Source organism: Micromonospora sp. D75 (assembly GCF_018070405.1).
Taxonomy (GTDB): Bacteria; Actinomycetota; Actinomycetes; order Mycobacteriales; family Micromonosporaceae; genus Micromonospora; species Micromonospora chalcea.
The window spans coordinates 1-2,763 of sequence record NZ_JAGPXV010000719.1; the positions used below are offsets into that span (position 1 = coordinate 1).

Genomic DNA, 2,763 nt, shown 5'->3' on the forward strand with positions numbered 1-2,763 from the left:
ACACCACGCCGCACCCCCCCGCCGCAGCCGCGCAACCTCGTCAACGGCGAGTACGTCGACCCGGTCGCCGGCGGCTACGCCGACCTGATCGACCCGTGCACCGGCGAGGTCTTCGCCCAGGCCCCGGTCTCCGGCGCGGCGGACGTGGACGCGGCGATGAAGGCCGCCTCCGCCGCGTTCGAGACCTGGCGCGACACCACCCCGGCCGAGCGGCAGCGGGCGCTGCTGAAGTTCGCCGACGCGGTGGAGGCGCGGGCCGCCGAGCTGGTCGACGCCGAGGTCCGCAACACCGGCAAGCCCCGGCAGCTCACCACCGAGGAGGAGTTGCCGCCGGCAGTGGACGAGCTGCGCTTCTTCGCCGGCGCCGCGCGTCTGCTGGAGGGCCGCTCGGCCGGTGAGTACATGGCCGGGCACACCTCGTACGTGCGGCGCGAGCCGATCGGCGTCTGCGCCCAGGTGACGCCGTGGAACTACCCGCTGATGATGGCGGTCTGGAAGATCGCCCCGGCCCTCGCCGCCGGGAACGCGGTGGTGCTGAAGCCGTCGGACACCACGCCGGTGTCGACGCTGCTGCTGGCCGAGATCGCCGCCGAGCACCTGCCCCCGGGTGTGTTCAACGTGGTCTGCGGCGACCGCGACACCGGCCGTACGCTGGTCTCCCACCCGACCCCGCAGCTCGTGTCGATCACCGGCTCGACCCGCGCGGGCATGGAGGTCGCCGCCGCGGCGGCGCCGGACCTGAAGCGGACGCACCTGGAGCTGGGCGGCAAGGCCCCGGTGGTGATCTTCGACGACGCCGACGTGACGGCGGCGGCCGAGGCGATCGCGATGGGCGGCTACTTCAACGCCGGTCAGGACTGCACGGCGGCCACCCGGGTGCTGACCGGGCCGGGCATCCACGAGGACTTCGTGGCCGCGCTGACCGAGCAGGCCCGCAACACCCGTACCGGCGGGCCGGACGACGCCGACGTGCTCTACGGCCCGCTGAACAACGCCAACCAGCTCGCCCGGGTGAGCGGATTCGTGGACCGCCTGCCGGACCACGCGAACGTCACCACTGGCGGCGCCCGGGTCGGCGAGCGCGGCTTCTTCTACGCCCCGACAGTGGTCTCCGGCGTACGCCAGGCCGACGAGATCATCCAGGACGAGGTGTTCGGGCCGGTCATCACCGTGCAGCGCTTCTCCGACGAGGACGAGGCGGTGCGCTGGGCCAACGGCGTGGACTACGGCCTGTCCGCCTCGGTGTGGACGCGCGACCACGGCCGGGCCATGCGGATGACGCGGCGGCTGGACTTCGGCTGCGTCTGGGTGAACACGCACATCCCGTTCGTCTCGGAGATGCCGCACGGCGGCTTCAAGCACTCCGGCCACGGCAAGGACCTGTCGGTCTACAGCCTGGAGGACTACACCCGGGTCAAGCACGTCATGCACAACATCGAGGGCTGATCGCGATGGCCACCAGCGAGGAGCTGCACAAGCGCCGGGTCGAGGCGGTGGCGCGGGGCGTCGGCAGCACCATTCCCGCGTACGTGGACCGGGCGGGCGGCGGCACGATCACCGACGTGGACGGGCGGGAGTGGATCGACTTCGCCGCCGGCATCGCCGTCACCAACGTGGGCAACTCCGCGCCGCGTGTGGTCGAGGCGGTACGCGCGCAGGTCGAGCGGTTCACCCACACCTGCTTCATGGTCGCGCCGTACGAGTCGTACGTGGCGGTCTGCGAGCAGCTCAACGCGCTGACACCGGGTGGTTTCGGGAAGCGCTCGGCGTTGTTCAACTCCGGCGCCGAGGCGGTGGAGAACGCGGTGAAGATCGCCCGGCACGCGACCGGGCGGCCGGCGGTGGTGGTGTTCGACCACGCGTACCACGGCCGGACCAACCTGACCATGGCGCTGACCGCGAAGAACATGCCGTACAAGCACCGGTTCGGGCCGTTCGCCGGTGAGGTCTACCGGGTGCCGATGTCGTACCCGCTGCGCGACGGCGGGCTGGACGGCGCCGCCGCGGCGGCCCGCTCGATCGAGATGATCGAGAAGCAGGTGGGCGCGGAGAACGTGGCGGCGCTGCTGATCGAGCCGATCCAGGGCGAGGGCGGTTTCGTCGTACCCGCTGAGGGTTTCCTGCCGGCGCTGCGCGAGTGGGCGACGGCGGCCGGGGTGGTCTTCGTCGCCGACGAGATCCAGACGGGTTTCTGCCGCACCGGCGACTGGTTCGCCTGTGAGCACGAGGGCGTCGAGCCGGACCTGATCACGCTGGCCAAGGGCATCGCGGGCGGGCTGCCGCTGGCGGCGGTGACCGGCCGGGCGGAGCTGATGGACGCGGTGCACGTCGGCGGTCTGGGCGGCACGTACGGCGGCAACCCGATCGCCTGCGCCGCCGCGCTCGCGTCGATCGAGACGATGCGGGAGCTGGACCTGGCCGCCGCCGCGCACCGGATCGGCGCGGTGATGGGTGAGCGGCTGCGCGCGATCGCCGCCGGTGACCCGCGCGTGGCCGAGGTACGCGGCCGGGGCGCGATGCTCGCCGTGGAGATCGTCGTACCGGGCACGTCGACCCCCGACCCGGCCGCCACGGCGGCGATCTCGGCGGCCTGCCACGCGGCCGGGCTGCTCACGCTGACCTGCGGCACCTACGGCAACGTGCTGCGGTTCCTGCCGCCGCTGGTCATCTCCGACGACGAGCTGGGCCGAGGGCTGGACATCCTGGCGGCCGCCTTCGGCTGACCCCGGACGTGGAACACCATGGGCCGATCATCCCCAGGAC

General features: G+C 72.6%; 2 protein-coding genes. Both read left to right on the forward strand.

Translation table 11 applies throughout. From position 1 onward, the window contains the following. Window positions 1–1,446 (forward strand): gamma-aminobutyraldehyde dehydrogenase (locus KBX39_RS28120; RefSeq protein WP_210873415.1); only part of this gene is annotated, 1,446 nt, incomplete at its 5' end. Between the two features lie 5 nt (window positions 1,447–1,451). Continuing rightward, a complete protein-coding gene (gene gabT, locus KBX39_RS28125; RefSeq protein WP_210873417.1) occupies window positions 1,452–2,723 on the forward strand; it encodes a 4-aminobutyrate--2-oxoglutarate transaminase in 1,272 nt (423 codons plus the stop codon). The last annotated feature ends 40 nt before the right edge of the window (window positions 2,724–2,763 follow it).

Bases quoted from the DNA above. Each gene is read 5' to 3' on its own strand.
- gabT (WP_210873417.1), top strand. From the start codon at position 1,452: ATGGCCACCAGCGAGGAGCTGCACAAGCGCCGGGTCGAGGCGGTGGCG.